At 46.7% G+C, this 23,037-nt stretch carries 17 protein-coding genes; 11 read left to right on the top strand and 6 right to left on the bottom strand.

Going from position 1 to position 23,037, the window contains the following annotated elements:
* Positions 1-11: 11 nt before the first annotated feature.
* Positions 12-977 (bottom strand): TIGR01212 family radical SAM protein, encoded by a 966-nt coding sequence (locus AABK39_RS06395; protein WP_338394088.1) that lies wholly within the window; start codon positions 975-977, stop codon positions 12-14.
* A gap of 400 nt (positions 978-1,377) precedes the next feature.
* On the opposite strand from AABK39_RS06395, the gene AABK39_RS06390 reads away from it, so the two are divergent.
* Positions 1,378-3,657, top strand: a complete 2,280-nt coding sequence (locus AABK39_RS06390; RefSeq protein ID WP_338394087.1) for a S46 family peptidase — start codon at positions 1,378-1,380, stop codon at positions 3,655-3,657.
* Between the two features lie 152 nt (positions 3,658-3,809).
* Here AABK39_RS06390 and AABK39_RS06385 read toward each other — a convergent pair whose 3' ends face one another.
* From AABK39_RS06385 to AABK39_RS06375, 3 genes are all read right to left on the bottom strand, one after another.
* Positions 3,810-4,094: a hypothetical protein gene (locus AABK39_RS06385; protein WP_338394086.1), complete on the bottom strand. Its 285-nt coding sequence runs from the start codon at positions 4,092-4,094 to the stop codon at positions 3,810-3,812.
* 47 nt (positions 4,095-4,141) lie between these two features.
* A complete protein-coding gene (locus AABK39_RS06380) occupies positions 4,142-6,238 on the bottom strand; it encodes a T9SS type A sorting domain-containing protein (RefSeq protein WP_338394085.1) in 2,097 nt (698 codons plus the stop codon).
* Positions 6,239-6,300: 62 nt separating this feature from the next.
* Entirely contained in the window at positions 6,301-6,738 is a 438-nt protein-coding gene (locus AABK39_RS06375) for a type I restriction enzyme HsdR N-terminal domain-containing protein (protein WP_338394084.1), read from the bottom strand.
* A gap of 285 nt (positions 6,739-7,023) precedes the next feature.
* On the opposite strand from AABK39_RS06375, the gene AABK39_RS06370 reads away from it, so the two are divergent.
* Entirely contained in the window at positions 7,024-8,841 is a 1,818-nt protein-coding gene (locus AABK39_RS06370) for an SLC13 family permease (protein ID WP_338394083.1), read from the top strand.
* 5 nt (positions 8,842-8,846) lie between these two features.
* Here the strand turns inward: AABK39_RS06370 and AABK39_RS06365 are convergent, their stop codons facing one another.
* Positions 8,847-10,160: an APC family permease gene (locus tag AABK39_RS06365; RefSeq protein WP_338394082.1), complete on the bottom strand. Its 1,314-nt coding sequence runs from the start codon at positions 10,158-10,160 to the stop codon at positions 8,847-8,849.
* Between the two features lie 205 nt (positions 10,161-10,365).
* Between AABK39_RS06365 and AABK39_RS06360 the strand changes: the two genes are divergently transcribed.
* The 3 genes from AABK39_RS06360 (at position 10,366) to yfcE (ending at position 12,952) form a co-directional block, all read left to right on the top strand.
* Entirely contained in the window at positions 10,366-11,739 is a 1,374-nt protein-coding gene (locus AABK39_RS06360; protein WP_338394081.1) for an MATE family efflux transporter, read from the top strand.
* Positions 11,740-11,779: 40 nt separating this feature from the next.
* Positions 11,780-12,325 (top strand): thioredoxin family protein, encoded by a 546-nt coding sequence (locus AABK39_RS06355; protein ID WP_338394080.1) that lies wholly within the window; start codon positions 11,780-11,782, stop codon positions 12,323-12,325.
* An 84-nt stretch (positions 12,326-12,409) separates the two neighbouring features.
* On the top strand, positions 12,410-12,952 hold the full coding sequence (yfcE, locus tag AABK39_RS06350; RefSeq protein ID WP_338394079.1) for a phosphodiesterase: 543 nt from the start codon (positions 12,410-12,412) through the stop codon (positions 12,950-12,952).
* A gap of 6 nt (positions 12,953-12,958) precedes the next feature.
* Here yfcE and AABK39_RS06345 read toward each other — a convergent pair whose 3' ends face one another.
* The gene (locus tag AABK39_RS06345) at positions 12,959-13,849 is read right to left on the bottom strand and encodes a Ppx/GppA phosphatase family protein (protein WP_338394078.1); all 891 of its coding nucleotides are present in this window, start codon (positions 13,847-13,849) and stop codon (positions 12,959-12,961) included.
* A 260-nt stretch (positions 13,850-14,109) separates the two neighbouring features.
* On the opposite strand from AABK39_RS06345, the gene gldF reads away from it, so the two are divergent.
* The 6 genes from gldF (at position 14,110) to AABK39_RS06315 (ending at position 23,037) form a co-directional block, all read left to right on the top strand.
* On the top strand, positions 14,110-14,832 hold the full coding sequence (gene gldF / locus AABK39_RS06340; protein WP_338394077.1) for a gliding motility-associated ABC transporter permease subunit GldF: 723 nt from the start codon (positions 14,110-14,112) through the stop codon (positions 14,830-14,832).
* Positions 14,826-16,526 carry a gliding motility-associated ABC transporter substrate-binding protein GldG gene (gene gldG, locus AABK39_RS06335; RefSeq protein ID WP_338394076.1) on the top strand — a complete coding sequence of 567 codons (1,701 nt, stop codon included), beginning with the start codon at positions 14,826-14,828 and terminating at the stop codon, positions 16,524-16,526. Before gldF ends, gldG begins: the two co-directional genes overlap by 7 nt.
* Positions 16,527-16,532: 6 nt before the next feature.
* Positions 16,533-17,444, top strand: coding sequence for a hypothetical protein (locus AABK39_RS06330; protein WP_338394075.1), 912 nt, complete (start codon positions 16,533-16,535; stop codon positions 17,442-17,444).
* Between the two features lie 134 nt (positions 17,445-17,578).
* The gene (locus AABK39_RS06325) at positions 17,579-18,196 is read left to right on the top strand and encodes an RNA polymerase sigma-70 factor (RefSeq protein ID WP_338394074.1); all 618 of its coding nucleotides are present in this window, start codon (positions 17,579-17,581) and stop codon (positions 18,194-18,196) included.
* Between the two features lie 145 nt (positions 18,197-18,341).
* The gene (locus tag AABK39_RS06320; RefSeq protein ID WP_338394073.1) at positions 18,342-19,319 is read left to right on the top strand and encodes a FecR family protein; all 978 of its coding nucleotides are present in this window, start codon (positions 18,342-18,344) and stop codon (positions 19,317-19,319) included.
* Positions 19,320-19,665: 346 nt separating this feature from the next.
* A complete protein-coding gene (locus tag AABK39_RS06315; RefSeq protein ID WP_338394072.1) occupies positions 19,666-23,037 on the top strand; it encodes a SusC/RagA family TonB-linked outer membrane protein in 3,372 nt (1,123 codons plus the stop codon).

The following is a 23,037-nucleotide window of genomic DNA, read 5'->3' as shown; positions in this document are numbered from 1 at the left end:
TTCTCAATAAATCAGGATTGGTACAATCGACCCTGCCAAGCTCCCCTTTCGTTCATTCGTTGCTCAATTTCTTTAATAATAATATCCGTACGGACATTCCCCCAGTTCGGAGCCAATTTGATTGCGGGCGGTGCTTCGCTAATAAACCGTTGTACGCAAATATCAGGTCGTAATCTTTCCAAAAAGTCTATTACGAACTCCACATACTCTTCTTTATCAAAAAGGTCGAACATTTCGGGCGTAACACGATATTGCTTCGCCATCACCGTACCTTTCACAATCTGAAGCTGGTGAAATTTTATGGAATCGAGGGGTAATGAGGATATAATATCCGCCTGACTCAATAAACGCTCACGGTTATCGCCCGGAAGCCCGAAGAGCAAATGCCCCCCCACGTGAAATCCCCTGCCGGCAGCCATTTTGATAGCTCTTTCGGCATCTTCAAAAGAGTGCCCTCTATTCACTCTGTCCAGGGTATCGTTAAAGCAGGATTCTATCCCGAATTCCAAAATAATAATTTTCGACTTCGCCAGTTCCTCCAAATAGTCTAACTGCTCTTCGTTAATACAGTCGGGACGCGTGGAAATAACCAGCCCGTCGATTTTCGGATGCGCCAAAGCCTCGTCATAATAGCTTTTGATCGTTTCCAGGCTACCGTATGTATTCGTATATGATTGGAAATAGCCCACGAATTTCTTGGTTCGTCTGTAGCGTTTTTCCAGAAACGCCAAGCCTTTGTCAAGCTGGGCAGTAATGCCGTCACCGGGCTGGCAATAGGAAGGTGTAAAGCTTTCGTTGTTACAAAACGTACATCCGCCACGGGCAATTGAGCCGTCGCGGTTTGGACACGTGAAACCTGCGTGGATGGACACTTTCTGGACTCTGCCACCGTATTTTTCACGGAGATATGAAGTGTAAGAATAGTAAGGACGATCGTCTGGCCAAGGATATTCGGCCGGTTTTATCGGGCTGTTCATCGCGCGAAGAACGTAAGAAAAAACCTCTTATTGCATGACTTCAATCATGCCCGACCACTCCAAAAAAGAACGTATTAGTTTTCCGTTTGGGCTATTTGCGCAAATTTACTTGATCTCAACGCTCAGGAAGACGTTTTCGCAATTCTCTGTGTCTAAGGGGACTGTGCCCGAAGCCGTATTTGACCGCTTAAAAAGTTTTTCCTCCAGTTATTAACTATTGGAGGAAATGCGGTGAAATGAACATGAATTTGTTGAAATTTACATGTACTTTACCCTTTTATTAAGGATTTCGGTAAAACGTTTTGAAGCCGGCTCTGTTTTGATGGGTGAAATCACCAAGACTATCCGCACAAACACGTAACCGTCTTCCCAATGATGGGATTCAAACCGAATAACTGACATGTTGAAAAGATTATTGATTGTGGCCGTTCTGATGGCCACCTCTCTTAGCTCTTTCGCTGACGAGGGAATGTGGTTACCGCTTCACATCGAGCGACTGTACAACCGCGACCTTCAGAAACTGGGTCTCCAGCTCACCCCTGAAGAGATTTACAGCGTAAACCATTCCAGCCTTAAAGACGCTATCGTTTCTTTGGGCGGTTTCTGTACCGGCGAAATGATTTCCGACCAAGGCTTGATGCTTACAAACCATCACTGCGCCTTTGGTTCTATCCAGTCGCACAGTACTGTAGACCATGATTACCTTCAGGACGGATTTTGGGCTAAAACCAAAGACGACGAATTGCCTAACGAAGGCTTGTACGCCAGATTCTTGGTACGGATGGAAGATGTCACCAAGAAAGTGTCTGACGTTCTAAACGACAAGATGACGGCACAGGAACGTGGCGCGGCTATCGCAAAAATCAGCAAGCAACTTGCCGACGAAGCGGCCGAAGGCACCCATTACGACGCTAACGTAAAACCATTCTTCAACGGAAACGAATTCTACCTTTTCGTTTACGAAACTTTCCGCGACGTACGTTTGGTAGGCGCACCTCCTTCGTCTATCGGAAAATTCGGTGGAGACACCGATAACTGGATGTGGCCACGCCATACGGGTGATTTCTCAATGTTCCGCGTATATATGGCCCCAGACGGCAAGCCTGCGAAATTCTCCAAAGAGAACATCCCTTACCGTCCGAAACACCACTTGCCTGTATCACTCGACGGTGTTCGCGAAGGTGACTTCGCCATGATTATGGGCTTCCCCGGCTCTACTGACCGTTACTTGACCTCTTTCGGAATTGATTTGGCTTTGAGCAAATCAAACGAGGCGATGATCAAGATTATGGATACTCGTCTGAGCACGCTCAAAAAATTTATGAACGCTGAGCAAGCCGTTCGCATCAAGTACGCGTCTAAGTACGCCAGCCTCAGTAACTACTGGAAATACCTGATTGGCCAGACAAAAGGACTCAAACGCCTTAACGTTTACCAACAGAAGCTTGATATCGAGAAAAACTTCGACAATTGGGTAAAAGCCGATCCTAACCGTGAAAAAATCTACGGCGATGTGCTTCCTGATTACGAAGCCGCTTACAAAGGCTTGGACGCTGTGGAAATTCCTTTCCGCTACGCCGCCTTCGTTAGTCGCTTGATGGAACTTAACGGTTTCAGTGGCAAATTCGCCCGACTGCAAGCCACGTTGGCGGAAGAAAAGCCGGACGAAGAGAAAATCGCGAAACTCACCGCTTCGCTTAAAGCCCAGGCCGAAGAGTTTTACAAAAACTACGACGAACGCGCCGACAAAGCCGTTTACGAAGCGTTGGTTAAGCTTTACTACACCAAGATAGACGCCAAAGACCGCCCAGCGTTGTTTGAGGCTTTGAAAGCCGGCGGATTTAGCGAAGAGGGCAAGAAGACCAACGAAGACTTTAAAAAGCTGACCAATTACGTTTACGACAACACGATCTTTGCGAACAAAGACAAACTGTTCGCTTTCCTTGACGCACCAAAAGCCGGTGTAATCGAGAATGACCCTGTCGTAAAAGGCAAAGAGGCCATGACGGCCGTTTACATGCGTTTTGTCGGCCCTTACCGTGAAGCTTACGGCAAACTTAATACAAGTAACAGATTGTTCGTAAAAGGCCTCAGGGAGATGAATCCCGACAAACTGTACTACCCGAACGCTAACTCGACAATGCGTTTCACGTACGGTACAGTAGGTTCATACAGCCCAGCCGACGCCGTGCATTACAACTACTACACGACTCTGAACGGTGTAATGCAAAAAGAGGACGCCACCAACCCTGAGTTTGTGGTTCCCGCAAAACTGAAGCAACTTTACGAGGCCAAAGATTACGGCCAATACGCCGACGAAAAAGGCGAATTGGTGGTCGCTTTCTTGAGCAACAACGACATCACGGGCGGTAACTCAGGATCTCCGGTTATCAACGGCAAAGGCCATATCATCGGCACAGCGTTCGACGGCAACTGGGAAGCCATGAGTGGCGACATCGCCTTCGAACCTGAATTGCAACGCACAATCAGCGTTGACATTCGCTACACACTTTTCATCATCGACAAGTACGCCGGAGCGGGCCACCTGATCGAAGAAATGACTTTGATCAAAGGACAACGTGACGATAAGAAAGCCTGCGAATTTTGCAAAGGAAAAAAATGCAAGAAGTGTAAGAAGAAAAGGAAAAAAGCGAAGAAGTCTAAAAAGTCTAAGAAATAAGAAAACGGACTCTCTGCCAGACTAGTTCTGGCAGGTGAAATCGCATTAATTAAAAAAGACGGGCTTTGAAGTCCGTCTTTTTTCTGATACCCAAAACAGGATTGAAATTAGGCTAAAAAAAACACCAATCCTTTCTTCTATAACGTAAAAAACTACGCTTTTACGATCTCAAAAAGTTTATCAAACTGAGCGTCCACCCTTTCCAACAACTCCTTATTTAAGTCCGAGAAATACGTTTTCGCCTTATCGGATTTTTTATATGCGTTGATTTTCCCAATCATGTCGTTGCGCAAAGCCACTCCCGCAATAATCACTTCCTTGATCTGATTTTCCTTTTCCAAATCAGAAAACGCTCCCATCTGAGCCAAACATTCACCGATCAGTTCGCCAACCAGATAATTTACTGTCTTTTTAGCGTCTCTTTTCCCTTTTGCCATATCTGTAAGTTTTTTATGTTTTAGAAAACTTTCGATTCTTCTTACGGTCAACGCTGAAGCAAAAGTCGCTCCGTAGCCACAAAGCCGTCAGCCATTAGCCTTAGAATATACCAACCACTCACTAATGCCGAGTCAGGTTCCCATTCTAGGGTTGTACGGCCCGGTTCAGCTTTTATCGTACCACTCCAAACTACCTTGCCTTCAAGATTGACCAATTCCAGCGCAACATCACCGCCGTTGACCAGATCAAACTCAAGAACACTTTTCCCGACAACTGGGTTTGGCCTAGGTGGAAAAAGAAAATCGCGGTGAACGACCAATTCCACATCCGTCTCCAAAAATTCCATTTCCATTACCTCCAAACCAGCGGTAACGGCTTTTGAAGGAAAGGCATTGTCTCCCCAAGAAAACAATGCGGACACGTCTTCTACATCTTCATCTTTCAACACAAACTCAAGCTTAGCAATTGGTGATTCTTCAGTCAAAGTCTCCGGTTTACCCGAAGGGGAATCCCAAAGCACCCGAAGCCCTGACTTATCCGCCAGCTGGAAAAATGAAAGGTCAAGCCCTGATTTTTCAGCCGATTTGAATTCTATTTTATCAACATCCCATTTCAAACAAGTCTGAAAACCGGCAACTGACTCAAACTCTTCGGCCTGAAAGGCCAAAACGACCTTATTCCCATCCCTGGTTCCTTTCAAAGAAAATTTCTGGATGGACTCATTTTCGGTAGAGGAGCGAACAACATCGCCAAAAGGAATTTTCAAGAAATCGACACCGCTCCAAAGCGCATCAGCGGTAAGATTTATCTCGCTTGGCCATTCTTTCGGAGCGCCTTCGTATTCTTTCGTCTTAAACACTCCTTGCTCTCCCTCAAAACGATCTTTTGAGCCAAGAACGATCTCTTTTATTGAATTAAGGTCTAGCAATGACACCTGTTCGTCAGAATTCACGTCCGCCGCCACAAACCGCTCTTTAGCATCAATAGACTCCACGCCGGCCACATGCCTTCGAATTGCGAGAACATCCACTATATCAATATTCTCAATGGACAACTCTTCTACTTTTGAGGTAACTTGTACCGTATGGGCCTGATTAGCCTCCAAAATAAGTTTAAACGAACCTTCCGTATCCGTCAAGGCTGTCGTTTCCGGCAGTTCACTCGCAACTGATACGCCTGGAACGGGTTTACCGTCCAAATCCAACACTTTCCCCCTGACCTCGCCTTGGGTTGCCACCGACACTTTGGAATCTGTCAAATAGTAATTCTTCTTGGAATCGTCTTCGCCTAAAAAATCGTAACCAATGTACTCATCTGTGAATTTTACCGGAAATTCGCTTCCGGGATCGCCTTTTAATTTTAAGATAACTCGAAAGAGTTCGGCATTTGGGTCAAGACTTACTGGTGTCGTCCCATCCCAATCAAATCCCAACAAACCGTGACCTAGAAAATTCTTTTTAAAATTCGAAACATCAACACCAGGAATGTTTATGCCTGTAACATCAACAAAATCCGCCAAAGACTTGTCCCAAGAAAGAGTAAACGACATTCCTTTCACTCCTTGGAAATGAGATGCCGTGATCGGTACCTCTACGCTTTCACGCCAAAGCCCTACGGATTCTTTTACGCTCAGCTTTACCGCTTCAGGATCATTTATATGAAAAACACCAGGAGTTGACACAACTGAAAACTCATCGCCATTCCGATCCGTAAATTCTATCGCTGTCGGCGATCCGGTCACCTGCACTTTGTAGTCTTGCCAAACCTTACCGATAACTTCGAGTCGGAGAATAAAAATCTTTTCACCGTCGGCCAAGCTAACCGAACCGCCCGAAGGGTCGTCCCAAGAGACTGTCAAAACACCGTTGTCAACCCTATTTGTCCCGAAATTCCCCTCACCTAGCCCGGACACCCCATATGACGAGACCTTCTTATAGGAAAAGCCTTGCGGATCCCACTCCAGAGTAAACTGCATGGTTCTCACATCAGTAAAACCCTTTACTTTTATGGGTATCAGAAGCTGATTTCCCTTGTGGGTAACGCTTCCGTCCATATAAATTTCAAGCTGGTTTTGGGCGAACACACTCTGAAAACCGGAAAAAACAACAAAAAGGGCAACGAAGAAAAAGGCAAAACGATTCATATGCGGACTCAGTATAATATTACTAGTCGCAAGGTATCATTTTTATGCGAATTTCGGTCTATTCAGGGAAATGAAGGGATTTGTTCCATCGGGTTATAACCTTCCTCGCTCACGGAAAAACTCAAATGGCGCAGACCGTTCGTCAATACCACATACGGCGCTCCCAAGACGCTGTTATACCGGGAAGCCTGAGCGAAAACACTCTCATCGATTTTTACATGCGGCGCCTTGCACTCGACCAACAAATGTGGCTCACCTTGTCTTGAATACACCAAGATATCAGTTCGTTTTGCCAACCGGTTTACCTTCATCCCCCCTTCCGTTTTTATCAAAGCTTTGGGATATCCGCAATGTTCGGTCAACGTACGCACAAAATGTTGCCTTACCCATTCTTCCGGTGTCAGCACCAAAAATTTCTTGCGGAGCGCATCAAAGATCTCAACATTATTTCCCGCTTTGCGGAGCTTGAAGTCAAACTCTGGCAAATTCAATTTTTCCATACCTAAAGCTCAAATCACGAAAAAGAGGCTGTTTTTTCGGTCCTGATCCTGTAAAATCGTTTAACAGCAAGCCAAATCTCCCCTGATAATTTCAAAATACAAAACAAAGGGCTTAAATTCGTCCCTTGATGGCAATCACTCCCATAACATACGGCAACCGATGTCGCTTTTCGGACTCATGCGCACACTTTTGCGCAGAGCAGCCCCTCTGATTTGTGTCCACTTGCCACAGGCCATAAGGCACGTGCTTTTTTCAGATTTTAAGCCATACAAACCTGTTTCGCTATGTCAAGCGCTTCCATTCCGGTTGAAATCACACAATTTTTCGGGAACTACCAGCCTATAATTGTTGCTATAACATTAGGTCTTTTATTCTTTTCACTATTTAAAGAAATCATTAGACCTTCATTAAGCTTCGTTTGTGCCGTATTAACATTTATGATCACAGGCATTATAAACGAACGAGAAGTAACTGCTGGCTTATCTAACGGTCCCATAATCTCCGTCCTTTTCCTTATCATCATTACTTTTGGACTGAAGAAAAACTTTAACGTTGAAAAGACATTCAACAGAGCGTTTGACCGTGGCCAAAGCTACCACAGCTTTCTGTTCCGCATGATGTCGAAAGTAGCCCTGCTTTCGTCCATCATTAACAACACGCCCGTAGTTGCGCTACTTACTCCGTATGTCTACGATTGGGGACGACGAAACAATATCTCACCGTCGAAACTCCTTATTCCACTTTCCTACGCCACAATAATGGGCGGTATGCTAACTATCATCGGCACATCTACCACTATGGTTATGAATGGCTTAATGGTGGAACAAGGCGCTCCTGAAATCAATTCATATTATCTGTTGATTATCGGACTGATGGTACTGTTCACAGGGCTTACTTTCCTAACCATTTTTGCGGGAAAGCTCTTGCCGGATCATCAAGACGCATTGGAACAGTTCAATGAAAATAAGCGAGAATATCTTATTGAGACAGCATTAAAACCCAACTCAAAAATTATAGGCAAGACAGTAAGCGAAGCCTCCCTAAGAAACCTGAAAGGAGTGTATCTTGTGGAAATTATCCGGAAAGATAGGATCATTTCGCCTGTCGGGCCCGAGGAGAAAATCAAAAGCCATGACCGGCTGATCTTTGCGGGCGAAACCTCTAAGGTTACAGAATTACTGGAAAAGGAAATCGGCCTAACGCTTCCTTCCTATAGCCAAAACTTCACCGACCACATATCAGTACTCGAAGCTGTCGTCGGCAATAATTCGGGACTGATAAACTCAACCCCTAAGGAAGTAAGCTTTCGCGAACGTTATGACGCTGCCGTCATCGCCATTCATCGTCACGGACAGAAATTGAGCGGTAAAATTGGCAATATCCCCCTTCAGGCCGGTGACTTGTTACTATTATATGCAGGGCCAAATTTCTACAGCAAACTGGATTTTTATCGTGACATCCACCCTTTGTCAAAAATCAGGGAAATCAACCGGCTGGGCAAACCAAAATCGATCGGTATTGCGATTGTGAGCGCATTCTTCTTCGCAATGGCGGCATTGGGTTTTGTCAAACTGCATATAGCCTTACTGTTTATTTTCACCACTATGGGCTTTATGAAAATGATCAGTATAGAAGACATGAAAAACGCCCTTGACATTGACCTTGCCGCAATACTGATCTGCTCTATAGCAATTGGTACGGCCATCACTAATTCCGGACTTGGCGAAATCGTAGCCCAAGCCACGATCAGTGCGCTTCAGCCTTACGGCAATATCTCCATCCTGTTAGGTTTAATGCTGATCACGACATTCCTGACATCGATTGTCAGTAATGTAGGAGCTGTTTCCATTGTATTCCCTATCGCCTATGCGCTAAGCGCAAAGCTCGGAACAGACGGAATGCCACTCTATATGGGTATCGCTTTCGCAGCTTCAGCCGCATTCCTCACACCGATTGGTTACCAAACCAACTTGATCGTCTACGGTCCTGGAGGCTACCGCTTTAAGGACTTTTTCAAAATCGGATTACCGACCACCCTTATTTACCTCGCTACTGCGGTATTGGGCATTCTTCTTCTATACGGTGACTCTTTCCTAGGTTAGGAAACTTATTCTTTAACCTTTTCGGGAAAATATTTCTGGTTTGCCCAATAGAAAACCAAGCCCAAGCAAGTCAAAAAGACTCCCGTCACGGCTTCCGTAAAATTATCAGTCAAGATATAGAGGGAAATCGCTCCGCTTAAAACCAGAAACACCAAAGGAGTCACAGGATACCCCCAGGTTTTGTAGGGAATAACAAAGTTTGAAGGACGGGACCGTATAATAAACACCCCTACGATTGTCAGCAAGACAAACAATCCTGTCGCAAACTCTGACATCAACAACACCGACTCAAAATTGGAAGAGAAAATGAATCCAAGACTAATCAACAGTTGAATGAAATACCCGCGGGTAGGCACACCTTCCTTATTAATCTTTCCCAACCATCGAAACATCCGGAAATCCCGCCCAATAGCCATACTTACCTGCGGACCTATCCAAATGTCCACGCTCAAAGCGGATAAAAGGGTTATCGCTATCAGAAAGTCGAAAAAACGCTTGCCGTACGAGTCACCCAAAACCGCTTCGGAAAACAGATAACCGATATCCAAATGCCCCTTCAGGTCGTCAATTCTTACAGCGCTCACAAAAAGGTAAACGATCACCAAATACAATACCGTAATAATCACCGAACCCCAAACCATCGTTTTGGGAATAGTTTTAACGGGATCTTTCACTTTATCGGTAATGTAAATCGCCAAGCTCCAACCCGTAAACGTATAGCTCACGTACAGCAAAGCGATCATCCATTTGTCTATCGGCGCAGGTTTCTCAAAATGAGTTTCATAATACATCGGGGCCTCGCTATTCAGATAAAAGTAACCGATAACCAAGAACACTACGATTAAGCCCATCTTCAGCCAAACAGTGGAATTCTGAAACCGGGAACCGATCTTACAACTGAAAGCGTGAACCATTGTCACGGCAGTCACCAAAATAGCGGCTAACACGGTGGTCGGCACGTCAACCAAATGCTGTAAATACTTCGCCAAAGCTATAGCGGTTAACGCATTGGCGGCGGGAAAGTCCAACACTACGCTAGTCCAACCAAACAGGAACCCCAACGATGGGTGATACAGCTTTCTCAAAGCGTTGTATTCCCCGCCGGATTTTGGAAATACCGTCCCCAATTCGGCATAGCAAAGCGCACCGCAAAGGGTCATTACGCCCCCTAGCCCCCACAACAGCAAAATATGCGTAGGGTTGTCTACGTATTCGGCCACCAAACCCACAGAAGTGAAAATTCCGGTACCGATAACGCTCGCCAACACGATAGCCAAAGTGGAGCCGAATCCTAGCGTCCTAATCTTATCATTACTCATACACAAATGGGAATTGTCAAAATCCGGATATTTTCAACGAAAAAAACACGTCAACATATCACAAACACCCCAAAAAGACTACTGTTCGGCCATTGGCCCATATCAACTTAAAAAAGTCCTTGAGGCACTTTTCCCATCACTTTATCGTTTCCTTTACCGGGAAATTAGCGACCTTCGTCCCTCTTCTCAACCCGAAGAAAACTCGATGAAACACACAAACAAACTCGGCACTGAACCCGTACCCTCGTTATTGCTGAAAATGTCGGCGCCGGCGATGATCGGGCTAATGGTTATCATCATATTCAATATTGTCGACGCGGTCTTCGTGAGCCGCTTTGTCGGTACGCTGGGTATCGCGGGGCTAGCTGTTGTGATGCCCATAGGTTCCCTCATCCCGATTATCGGAATGTCGGTGGGTATCGGAGCCGGATCAATGATTTCCCGACACTTGGGCGCCGGCAACAAAGAAGAGGCCGACAAGACCTTGGGCAACGCCATCAGCTTAACCGTGTTGCTTTGTGGCACGGCCATATTGTTAGGTTACCTTTTCCCTGACGAGATACTGGCGGTATTCGGCGCAAAGGAGGAAATCGTCCCATACGCAAAGACTTATTTTCTGATCGTTTTGGCCGGAATGCCGTTCTTGGGAATCATGATGGCGCTTAACAACATCGTCCGGGCCGAGGGTGACGCCAAAACGCCGATGATGGTGCTTTCGGCCTCCGCCGTTTTCAACATATTCCTTGATTGGCTTCTTGTAGTCAAACTTAATTGGGGTATCGCTGGATCGGCCTACGCCACTGTCACCTCGCAGGTCATCTTTTCTTCCCTACTCTTCATCCATGTCTTAAGAGGAAAAGGGGTGCTAAAATTCAGGCGAAAATTCATGAGGCTCAGGACTTATATCGTGAAGGAAATCGCATCCATCGGAATCTCTTCGCTAGCCCGACAAAGCGCATCAAGCGTTGTGGCCATGTTCCTGAACCACAACCTGTTCAAATACGGCGGAAAAGAAGCTGTAGCCATTTATGGCATTCTCAACAACGTATTGATGTTCCTTTTCATCCCGATGATAGGAATCGTGCAGGGCTTTCTGCCTATCGCCGGGTTCAACTTCGGGGCTAAAAATTTCGACAGACTGAAAAAAAGCATTCTCATCGCGCTTGGGTTTGGAGTCATCGCCGCGGTTATTTCGGAACTGGGAGGCATGGCTTTTTCCAAGGCTATTATACGGATCTTCACCGAGGACAAGGCCATTGTAGCCATGGGCTCGGAGGGGTTGACAATCATCCTGACGCTCTTGCCATTGGCCATCATCCAGATGATCGGAGCCGCTTATTTCCAGGCTATAGGAAAAGCCATGCCCGCCTTGTTGCTCACTTTGTCAAGGCAGATCCTTTTCCTGATACCGATGTTTCTTGTTTTACCCAAACTCACAGGCCAAGGACTCACGGCGATATGGTACAGCTTTCCGGCCGCCGATTTCCTTTCCACATGTTTCACCTTGTGCTTTTTCATTCCCGAATGGAGAAAACTAAAGGCTAACGCAAACGTTAAACTGAGTGTTGTGACAGAATAAAACGGACGGAGCTTCCTCGCTTCCACAAAACAACTTCTCAATGAAGAATCCACTGATAGTATTTCTGCTACTGGCACTGTTCGCCACAAACGCCACGGCCCAAAGTGGAAAGAAAAAACATCTCAAATGGGAAACGATAGAGGAAGTCGAGAAATCCATAAGGAAAAACCCGAAGCTGGTCCTTATCGACGTTTATACGGATTGGTGTGGCTGGTGTAAGAAAATGGACAAGACCACATTCTCGGATCCAGAGATTGTCAAATACATCAAGAAGAAGTTTTATCCCGTAAAGTTCAACGCCGAAAGCAAACGGGACATTCAATTCAAAGGACACACTTTCAAGTATATTCCAAACGGGAACAGAGGCGTCAACGAACTTGCAGTAGCTTTGCTAAACAAAAGGTTATCGTACCCTTCCGTGGTTTATCTTGACCAGGAGTTGGACATTATCACCGTGGTTCCCGGTTATTGGAAACCCGAGGAATATTTGAATATCCTCAAATTCTTCGGCGAAGGACTTTACAAACAAAAAGGGATCAACATAGAGGACTATCTGAAAAACCCAGACAAATACCTAAAAAACTAACCGGCAAAGGCCGGAATTCACGGGGCTTTGCCCCCATCGCTTTTATCGCTCGGTATACTTTTCACCAACAAAAATTTTCCGGACATGAAAATCATCCTGATTTCCGACATCCATGGCTCCATGCACTATATGGAAAAGGCTATGGCCGTAATAGACAAAGAACAGCCCGACAGAATCCTGATGATTGGCGACGCTCTTTATCACGGCCCCCGAAACCCGCTTCCAAAGGGTTACGCACCGTCTGAAGTAGCGCTCAGTCTGAACCAATACAAAGACAAGGTTATAGCCGTGCGTGGCAATTGCGACAGCGAGGTGGACCAAATGCTCATCACTTATCCCATGATGGCCGATTATACCATCCTGTTCATCAATGGGCGCAAATGGTTCGTGACACACGGCCACGTTTATTCTCCAGAGCAGTTGCCAGAGCTTTCCAGAGGTGACGTATTCGTATCGGGACACACGCACATTCCCGTAGCCGAAGACCGGGACGGCATTTCGATACTCAATCCAGGCTCTATCGCTTTACCAAAAGGCGGGTACGCCAATTCTTACGGCATTGTGGAGCGGGATATGTTTCGCATAAAAGATTTTGAGGGCAACGTTATCAAAAAACTCGCCCTCTGATTTCAATCAAGCCATTTCCGGTACGTTCCGCTTCTTCTTATAAAGGTAGCGGAGCATACCGTCTTTCAACCCTACTCTCGGCACCAAAATTTTGTCCGCGCCTGCGGAACGCATCGCGTTCAAATAAATTTCCGATGCGGGAACAATCACATCGGCCCGGTCAGGATTCAGGTTAAATACAGACATACGCTCTTCAGTCGTAAATTCCGCCAACTCTTGCCTTTTATCCTCCAGCCTGAACAGATCGATCAGATAACCGTCTCGCGATCCGTCAATCAGTTGTGACAGCTTATTGATATTTCCGCCGGTCCCAACAGCCAAAACCTCTTCGCCAGTCGGCACAAAATCGTTGATCCACCGGCGCATATCCGTCCAAACGTCATCGTCTTTTTCGGCTAAAGAGCGGACGGAACCGACAGGAAAAGACTTCCCCGCTATTTTTTCTCCTCCTTGGTGCAAGTTCAGCTCAGTACTACCACCACCCACATCGATATGAATATACGCGCCGTCGTCAATAAATTCAGACAAGGCTTCAAAAGTCACTCTCGCTTCCCGTTCACCGTCAATTACTTCCAGAGGCAAGCCAGTCATCAACCGTATTTCTTTGGCAATTTCCTCTCCGTTTTCCGCTTCCCTTGTGGCCGAGGTCGCATAAGCGATCACCTCGTCAACTTCGTGCAGATCGATGACCAAAGCGAAGGCCCTCATCAACTTCACGAAGTTGGCCCTTCTTTTTGGGGATATTTTGCCTTCGGAAAAAACGTCCTTTCCCAGTCTTAAAGGATACCTGATATACTCAAGCTTCTTGAACCGTTCTTGGCCGTCCTGGCCCAAAGTAACTTTCGAAATCTGCAAACGGGCTGCGTTGGAGCCCACGTCAATGGCCGCTAGCTTCATAAAACAGAGTGTTAGTGAACCCGCAATATAAGCGGTTTTGGTCTTTTCCTCCGAATAAATCCGGCGTCAATCCGCTATACAACGCCAAATTGACACCCGTATTTTCCATCATTTCACCTTTTAAGCCATAAAAAGAGCGGTTTTTGGCTTTCGCTCAGGTGCGGGTACGCATTATTTTTCGGAAAAATGACGTTATTTTGTAGGCCCGGCCTACAACTTTCGGCGCCGGGCCAAGAAACTGACCAAAACAAAAGGCCAGCATGCTTAATATTTTCAAGAAAGAAATTAACGGATTCCTTAACTCCCTGATCGGCTACGTGGTCATGGGCGTGTTTCTTACGGGAATTGGCCTGCTTATGTGGGTATTTCCGGAAACCAGTGTCCTGAATTACGGCTTCGCCGACATGGAAACGCTTTTTAGCCTGGGGCCTTATGTTTTTATGTTCCTAATCCCGGCCGTCACCATGCGGATGTTCGCCGAAGAACAGAAAACCGGAACCATCGAACTGCTTTTGACCAAACCGCTCGGCGCTTGGGAGATCATCCTCGGCAAGTTCTTCGCCGGCTGGGCTTTGGTGGCGCTTACTTTGATTCCTACGGCGCTGTATTACGTTTCCGTCTATATGCTCGGCAGTCCGGCCGGAAACCTTGACAGCGCGGGCATCGCCGGATCTTACGCCGGCCTTTTGATGCTCGGGGGCGTGTTTACCGCAATCGGCATCACGGCCTCTTCGCTTACCGAAAACCAAATTGTGGCCTTTATCTCTTCGGCTTTCGCTTGCTTTGCGCTTTATAGCGGATTTTCGTCCGTATCGGGAATGTTTACCTCCGGTGCGCTCAATGTCGAACGCCTCGGCTTGCTTTACCACTACAACGCCATCGGGCGTGGCCTTATCGATTCCCGCGATTTACTGTATTTCGCGTCGGTGATCGCATCGGCCCTGATTGTTACACGTCTTAGACTCGCCAGCAGATTATGGTAAATTTCCACACGAAACGAATCGAAGACCTGCTCAAGGCCGGCATTGGCCTTTTGGTGCTCTTAGCCCTGAACCTATCGCTTTCCGGGCATTTCTTCCGGGTAGACTTAACCGAGGAGGGCCGGTATACCATTTCGAAACCAACCGTGAAAATGTTGGGCAAGCTGGAAGAACCGGTTTTCGTCGAAGTGTTTCTGGACGGCGATTTGCCCGCCGGATTCAAACGCCTTCAGAATAGCGTAAAGGAGACTTTGGACGAATTCGAAGCATATTCGGGACACAAAGTCCAATATCGCTTTACGGACCCCACCAAAGGAAGAACGCCGAGAAGCGTAAACGAAACCCAACGCAAACTGACAAGTCTCGGGGTTCCTTCCACAAGAATTCACGAGAACAAAGAAGGAAAGAAAACCACACGCGTAGCCTTTCCCGGAGCGGTGATCAATTACAAAGGCCAAGAAACGGGGATTTCCTTGCTCAAAGGCAGCACATCCGGATCTTCCCAAGAAAGCCTCAACCAATCGATTGAGAACGTAGAATACGAAATCGCCTCGGCGATACAGGACCTGGCTTCCGGCGACAAAAAACGTATCGCTTACCTTACCGGAAACGGACAACCGACCGGCCCGGAAACGGAAGGAATACGGAATCTTCTGCAAAAAAATTACTCGCTCAGCTTTGTCGATCCCGCTTTGGAACCGCTCGCCGGTTACGACGCCATTGTAATGGTAAAACCGGATCAGGCTTTTTCCGAAAAAAGTCTTTTCAATATCGACCAATACATAATGCGTGGCGGTAACGCCTTGTTTATGCTCGACAAAGTCAGTGTAAACTTCGACAGCGTTCGCCAAAGCAAAGCCTTGGTTTTCCCGACTGAACTGGGAATCGAACGCTTATTATTTCGCTACGGCGTAAGACTGAATGACGATCTGGCCCAAGATCTTACAAGCCTGAAAACACCCGTCGTAGTAAGCGAAGTGAGCGGAAAACCCCAAATCAGCCTTATCAACTGGCCGTTTCTTCCACTCGTAAACCGCATGCCCAAACATGTTGTGACACGAAATCTGGACGGAATCGCGACAAAATTTGCGGGAACGCTCGACACTGTAAAAACCAAAGGCATTTGGAAAACAGCTTTGTTAAGCACTTCCGCTAACGCAAGAAAGCTCAAAGCCCCGATCGATGTCAGTATGGAGGCGCTTTCCAGAGATTATGATCCGAAAAAATTCACCGACGGCCCCCTGAACTTGGCCTATTTGCTCGAAGGAAAGTTCCGATCGGCTTTCGCGGGCAGGTTTGCTCCCGTAGGCGCCGACGATCGCAACCGCCTCGACAAAAGCGAAGGCGCCAAACTGATCGTGGTGGCCGACGGAGACATTGCGCTCAACGCGTTGGAGCCAAGAGACAAAACCCCGCTCGATTTAGGTTTCGACCCTTACATGAAGCAAACCTTCGCCAACGCCGATTTTATCAGAAACGCCACAGCCTTTCTGGCCGACGGAAACGGACTGATCACGGCGCGGAACAAGCGGGTGAAAATCCGTCCGCTCGATACGGTAAAAGTCAGGGAACAGCGCACGCTTTGGCAAACGCTCAATATCGGTGGACCATTATTGTTGCTCGCCCTGTTCGGCACAGGCGCTTACCTGATCAGAAAAAAACGTTTCACTGGCCATTCCGACAGCCTCGAACAGTAGAGTCATATGAAAAAGAACACCGTACTGCTCATCATATTCCTTTCGTTGGTCGGGCTCAACGTTTGGTTGCTTACCGCCCCGGACAAACCGGCCGGAACAAAGGAAATCGTAAATACGGACAAGCGCTTCACCGTCGAAGACACCGTATCCATTAATCGTATTTCGCTGAAAAGACCCGACGGCGTTACCGTAACTCTAAACCGAAACGGTAACGGCTGGAACATCGGCGAAAAGAAGGCGGATCCGAATATGACGCGTTTTCTGCTTTCATTACTTAAAGACATTCGAGTAAAGCATCCGCTTAGCGAGGAGGTGGCCGGTAAACTTCGGGGAAGCCTTAGCCAAACGGGAATCGCTGTCAGTATTTTTTCAAAAGATAAAAAACTGCAATCGTTTATAGCGACCGGCGAGGCCCAACAGAAACGCTCCTACTTCTTCGAATCGCAAGACGGAAAAGCCTACCAAATCCATATTCCGGGATACGACGACAGTTACGTGTCGGGGATTTTCGAGATTCCGGCCATCGACTGGCGCAACAGAAGACTCTGGGATATGCCCAAAGGCGACCTTGACATTAGGGTAAAACACAACGAAAAATCCTTTGGCGTAACCGTACGACAAGGGCAACTGAACTACGAAGGCGAAGGCGAGCCCGATCAGGATAAGTTGAAAAGCCTGGTTTCCGGTCTTGTGTTTATGGAAGCCGACCGTTTTGTCCCCGAAAAAGAATACGGAAATTATTCCAACCTACGGACTATCGAGCCGTTTTACAAAGCCACCACTACGGATCAGGACGGAACCCGAGCGCTCGCCGTTTATGACGTAGGCGACAGGGATTTCTGGCCCGCCCTAGTCGATGACAAATCGTTTATTCTGCTTAGTAAAAAACGATTGGAAAAATTCATGAAACTACCCTAAACGGGTAGTTTCCCTTGTTGAAAAGTCCAAAAATATTGTTTCCCAAAGATTAAACACACATAATCAAATCTGTTAATTCCATCAATTTTTGAATATCTTTCGTAATTTGCTACCGCACACACCGCTTTATATTGATGGAGAAATACAAAAACGCTTCCGACCGCGAGCTATGGACCAAGCTTAGGGAGGAAGACCCACAGGCGCTCGATCACTTGATAAGGCGCCACTTTACGGCTCTTTGCGAATTTTCAAAATACCTCACCCACGACTCCCACGTAGCGGAGGAAATAGTCTCCGACGTGTTTGCCCAAATTTGGTTCAAAAGGGAACAGCTTAACATTACCGGAAATGTGAAAGCCTACTTTTTTACGGCCGTAAAAAACCGGTCCCTGAATTTTGCGACAAAACCCAAAATCAGTAAAGTTTCGATCGAAGACTCTTATTCCACCAACCTCCATTCTCATATGGAAGCCGACAGCGGACAACGTTTTTCCGAATTGCGGGACGCTATCGACTCTTTGGTGGAAATGTTGCCGCCACGTAGAAAGCTCATTTTCAAAATGAGTAGATATGAAGGTCTAAGCTACCGGGAAATAGCGAAAAAGCTCGAAATTTCGGAAAACACCGTACAAAACCAGATCAGCGAAGCCCAAAAGTTTATGGCTTCCCACAGATCCAAACTTATGGATGAGGACAAGCTGGTAAGCCTTGCCATTATAGCCCCCGCATTACTGAAGTATATTCATTTTTAAGATTATCCTATTGTTAAATTAACAATAAGGAAAACTTTTACTGGCCCATTTTTTTCGTGTTCGTAAAAAAATTAAAAAAATCTACGACCTCAATAGTAGGTCCCCCTCAAATTCCCTGTCATTGTATATGAAACGCATTTAATTCATGGACAAGGACAATAGATTTTACGACGAAGCGATACGCCATTTGGCGGGGGAATCGACAGCGGAGGAAAGACAAGCTTTCGAAGAGAAAATCTGTGCCGATGGCCGGAAAAAGGAATTCGAACGCATAAGCCAAATATGGGCTCTCACTTCCCCGAAAAACAAAAACTGGGATAGAATCCGAAACTTGGTGGCTTCCAAAATAAGGCAACAGGAACCCGGATTTTCGTTCTCGGAAAAAACCGTCATCCAAATGCGTACCTACTGGGTGGCCGCCAGTCTACTCCTCATTATGGCTACGGTCGGCGCCTTTTTCTTCCTTCGTACTCCGATGGTGAAAGTAACCGCCCTCGCCGGGGAAATAAAAACCGTGACCTTGCCTGACGGATCAATCGTAACGCTTAATTCAAAATCAACTCTAGAATATCCTAAGGAATTTGACAAAGACACTCGGGAAGTCGAAATCGAGGGCGAAGGATTTTTTGAGGTGGAATCGAATAAAAAGAAGCCGTTTATCGTTCACGCCAACCGAATTGACACAAAGGTTCTGGGTACAAAATTCAACGTAAAAGCATATAAAGAAGACAAAACCTCAGCCATTTCGCTAGTCGAAGGCCAAGTGCAGGTAACGCTTCACGAAGGCGAAAGCCATCTTTTGCACCCTGACCAACAAATTGTACTGAATAAGGAAAGCTCTGGGACTGTCATCAAACGTTTTGATACCCAAAAGGTGGCGGGATGGAAAAACAGGATTTTGGTCTTTGATAACATACCGCTCTCCGAAGCGATCAAACGCATTGAAAGAACATATAACGTTATACTTGAAACATCATCAAAAGAGATGTTGGATTGTCGTATTAGCGTAACGCTCAACGACGAAACTATCGAAACCGTAATGGAGATTTTAAGCTTTGTAACCGACGGAAAAATTGAATCTACGAGACAGCGTCGATATAAATTAATCGGAAAAGGTTGTTGAAACCCATAACAATTTCAAATCATCACAACCTCAAATTTTTCATTGAAAAACAAGCGATTAAGTTCTGTTTAAAGATTTCAAACAGACTTAGTTTATTGAATATATCTAATTCTAAAAACTTAATCATTCCCTCGTTCGGTCGCCACAGTGAACGCTTTTAGGGTATGAAATCCGTACTCCGGCAATGGCTGGATATTATCTCATAATTTTTAACAAAAAAAGTGTTTATGGTAGAATAACGACAAAAAAAGCGCCCAATGGGCGCCCCAAAAGGTTTATCATGCGCAGACAATTCCCTGACAGTCAAGCGCAAACCCCTTTTTTAGAACTTCAAAAACCAATTATAATGAAAAAAAGGCTTTTTTCAATAGTCCCCCTATTGGCTTTGCTTTTCTTGTCACCGGCTTTTTCCGAAACACGGGCCAACGACAGATGGCAAATTGAGAAGTATGGAGACATTATGCTCTCCGTGTCAAAAACAGAAATAACGCTCAAAGAATTTTTCAAAATGGCCAATGAGGCCACCGGTCTACGCTTTTCATATATGAACAGCGATCTTCCTTTGGAGAAAAAATACCGGCCGAAAAGCGGTTCGAAAAAACTTAAGGAAAGACTTGACGAAGTATCGAACGCTTTTGATTTGGAATACAAGGAAATCAACGGACAGATTGTATTCAAAAAGAAGAAGACCGGTTCTGGAAGCGCTTCTTCACTCCAGCAAGACCAGACTTTCGACATAAAAGGAACTGTAGTGGACAGCAAAACCGGCGAAGGCCTGATCGGCGCTTCCGTGGCTATCAAAGGCACCACAAACGGCTCCGTAACCAACGTGATGGGCGAATACGCGATCCAAGACGTACCGCAAGGCTCGGTGCTTGTTGTTTCGTTTATCGGTTATATCAGCAAAGAAGTGCAGGTCGGAAACGCCTCCACACTCAATATCCAGCTTGATCCTGACTCAAAAGAACTGGACGAAGTTGTTGTAACGGCTTTGGGTATTTCGCGTGAGCAAAAATCACTCGGATATTCCGTACAGGATATCAAAAGCGAAGAGTTCACGCAAGCGCGCGAACTCGATATCACCAACTCATTAGCCGGTCGTATCTCCGGCGTACACACCACCCAAGGCGGTGGCGGAATCGGAGGCGGTGGTTCGCGTATTGTAATCCGTGGCGAAAGCTCGCTTAACGGCGCAAACAACCCGCTTTACGTAATCGACGGTATTCCCGTACCGAGCATCAACGACATCGCTCCCGACGACATCGAAAGTATTTCCGTGTTGAAAGGACCTGCGGCTGCGGCGCTTTACGGGTCCCGTGCCGGTGGCGGTGTGATACTTATCACTTCCAAAAACGGAGGAAACAGGAACACCCTCGGTTTGGAGCTCCGTTCTTCGGTAACCGTACAAAACCCGGGGATTCTTCCTGAATACCAAGACCAATACGGTCAAGGGGTCGGAGGCCTTTACAACTCTACGAGAGTAGATAGCTGGGGACCTGCCTTTGACGGGCGTACGGTCGATCAGGTATCAGGCGCAACCGCTTGGAATCCTTCGCCCAACAACGTCGAGGATTTCTACGAAACGGGATTGATTTTTTCCAATAACGTGATTGTGACCAGCGGAGACGAGAAGCAGAATTTCCGTCTTTCCTACACCAACGTAGACCAAAAAGGCATGATCCCGAATACGGATTATATGGAAAACAGGGTGGACCTTTCCGTAACCTCAAAAATTATCCGCAACCTTATCGACCTGAAAGCCAACGTAAAGTATTTCAGAAGCGAAAGCGACAACAACCAAACCATCGACCCTAGACTTTGGCCTGTCAGCTTGGATCTCAACGATTTGCAAAATTACTGGACTGTACCGGGCAAAAAACAAAAGATTTGGCTGGACCAAAGCGACAACCCGTACTTCTCGCTCCATGAAAACCAAAATTCGTCAGTGCGCGACCAGTTTTACGGAAATATGAGTCTCGCTTACAAGTTCAATGACAAACTCAGCGCCGTAGTGCGTGCGGGTGGTTATTACTATATGCAACAAACCCAGTTCAAAGGTGGCCCGGGAGCGGAAGGAACCACTACAAGAGGCGACCGCACAACCGGATCATACTCAACGAAGTGGAGCAAAGGCTATGAAACCAACACCGACGCACTCCTGACATACGACGACAAAATCGGCGACCTCTCACTCAAAATATCGGCCGGTGGCAATATGATGAGCCGTGACAGCGACTGGATCAACGGCATCAGTTATCAGCTTCTTATTCCGGAAGTGTACACTTTGGGTAATTACAGAACGTTTCCGCGCGTAACCAACGCCGTAAACGCCTCCCGCAAACGTATCAACTCGCTTTACGCTTTCGCTAACCTTGGCTACAAGGATATGCTCTTCCTTGATATCACCGCAAGGAACGATTGGACCTCATCGTTGCTTTACAAAGAAAATGACTCGTTCTTCTACCCTTCGGCCACTTTCTCGGTCTTGATTGATCATATGCTCGACCTTCCGGCCGCTTTCGATATGTGGAAGCTCCGCGGTGGCTACGCCGAAGTGGGTAACGACACCGACCCTTATAAACTTTTCCAAACGCTAAACTTCACTGAAGGCTCTAACGGTGTGGCGGGTGTCGAGGAAATCAAAATCAGACTTGAAGACAACCTTAAGCCCGAGTTCTCGAAATCCTTCGAATTCGGATCGGAACTCTTGATGTACAACAACCGCTTGGGACTGAACCTCACCTATTACCAAACCAAAACCAGCAACCAGATCTGGCCGTTGGTGACTTCGCAATACACAGGCTACGACGCCGTAATGCTGAACGTTGGTGAGGTAGACAGCTACGGACTTGAAGTAACATTGAACGCTACCCCAATCAAGACTGACAACTTCCGTTGGGATTCGCAACTGAACTGGTCGATGGACCGCACGGAGCTGAAAGAGCTTACTCCTGATGATCCTGATCGTTTTATCACCCGCGGAGTGAACGGGTTCCTTTACACATTCGACAAACCCGGCAACCGTCGAGGAGATCTTTACTCGCGTACAGCCCGTAAGTTTGAATACGACCCGAGTACACACGACGCGTCTTTGTCCAAGTACAACGGTTACTATTATTTCGACTCTCAAAAGGACCTTCCGCGTAGCGATTTCGAAGTGGTAGGCAACTACAACCCAGATTGGATCGGGTCATGGAGCAACACCATCAGCTACAAAGGCTTGAGCCTCTCAGCCTTGTTCTTCTTCAACTACGGCAACGACATCTATGACGGTTTTGCCAAGGAAATGACAGCGAAGGGCCTTGCCAAAGAGACAGGTAACCGGGACGAGGGCGTATTGCTTACCAACGCCGTTTGGGATTCGCCGGAAGGCATCAAGCCGTTTCAGGCAGGTGACGAAATCGCCAAGGAAGAGTTTTACGGCGATTTCTGGGTAGATACCGAAATCAACGACATGTGGATCAAAGACGGTTCGTTCGTAAAGCTTAAGGAACTGAGCCTATCCTACCAGATTCCGAGGTCTTTGCTCTCGAAAACCTTCATCCAGTCCGCCAACCTCTCGATTACCGGACGTAACCTCTACGTTTGGTCCGAGGTGGAGAACGTTGACCCGGAAGTCTTCGTTAACGCCGGCTCGATAAAAGTACCGGCAATCACCAGATCAGGCGGTATTCCCGCCCCCCGCAGCTGGACTTTTAACCTCAAAATCACGCTCTAA

Source organism: Fulvitalea axinellae (assembly GCF_036492835.1).
Taxonomy (GTDB): Bacteria; Bacteroidota; Bacteroidia; order Cytophagales; family Cyclobacteriaceae; genus Fulvitalea; species Fulvitalea axinellae.
Note: the sequence above shows the minus strand (reverse complement) of the source record. Positions and strands in the feature narration are given on the sequence as shown.